This is a genomic window from Vibrio sp. ZOR0018, from assembly GCF_963865925.1.
In the GTDB taxonomy this organism is placed as follows: domain Bacteria; phylum Pseudomonadota; class Gammaproteobacteria; order Enterobacterales; family Vibrionaceae; genus Vibrio; species Vibrio anguillarum.
In genome coordinates this window covers 1-1011 of sequence record NZ_CAWMCN010000078.1, presented here as the reverse complement: position 1 = coordinate 1011, position 1011 = coordinate 1, and the positions used below count along the sequence as shown (strand labels likewise).

1 protein-coding gene is annotated in these 1011 nt (G+C 40.1%); it reads right to left on the bottom strand.

What is annotated here, in order from left to right:
• Window positions 1–282: 282 nt before the first annotated feature.
• Entirely contained in the window at window positions 283–858 is a 576-nt protein-coding gene (locus tag AACR75_RS03720; RefSeq protein ID WP_047691689.1) for a class I SAM-dependent methyltransferase, read from the bottom strand.
• Window positions 859–1011 lie beyond the last annotated feature (153 nt).

The following is a 1011-nucleotide window of genomic DNA, read 5'->3' as shown; positions in this document are numbered from 1 at the left end:
AACACGCCAACGCTAAAACTGATTGAGGCAAACAAAGAACCTTGCCTGTTTTACGGTTTGAGTGAACCACGAATCTGAGGATAAAAGTGCTCATTTGCCGACAACACAAAATGAATGGCCGGAGAAATCTAAAAAGATTGAACCCCTAAATTTCCCTGAGTTGCATAACGCCCGGTTAAGGGGCAGCCAACGCTACTACCAAGCTTCCGCATAACACCGTAAATACAAAAACCAACGCATAATAAAAATGCCGCGCGTTGGCTGTCCCTCTTGAACCGTTTGTTATATGACTTTACGCGCGATGATATGAACCTCATTACTGACATGACCTGAAATAGTTGAAGTTTCAGATACTTTCGACAATTCAATACTGAAGTTTGATAGCAAAGCCTCAATCTCTTTTGGCCGACTATGCCACATTTCGATACCTAAACCTGATAAAAAGTGTAGGCTTTCGATTGAACAAAACTCAGCTAAATACAACACACCGTTGGGTTTCAAAACCCGCCAGAGTTCAGATACTACTTTTTCACGAGAATCCTGAACAGGTATACAAGTCAATACTGCACATACCACTATCGCATCAAAATCATTGTCTGAAAAAGAAAATAAACCATCTTGTTGATAACGTAAATCAAGTTCAGGATAGTCGGTTAGACCTCGATTAATCATTTCTTTTGATGAATCTACACCAACTAAATCCTTATAACCCAACTTCTGAAGCTGATTTGAAATACGTCCGTAACCACAACCAAAATCTAAAACTTTACCATTTCGGGGAATCGATATTAAAAAGTCTTCCACAGAAATTTCAAGATTGAAATCAACATGATCTGCAACATGATCCCATCTGATCAAAGCTGGACTCCTTTAGTCATATAACGCCCGGCTAAGGGGTTGACAACGCACCGCCGAACTTAAAAAACACACTTAAACACTGAACTTCAATTTTGCACTAAAGTCGCCACGCGTTGGCAATCCCTCTTGAGCCGTTTGTTATGCAAATTCAAT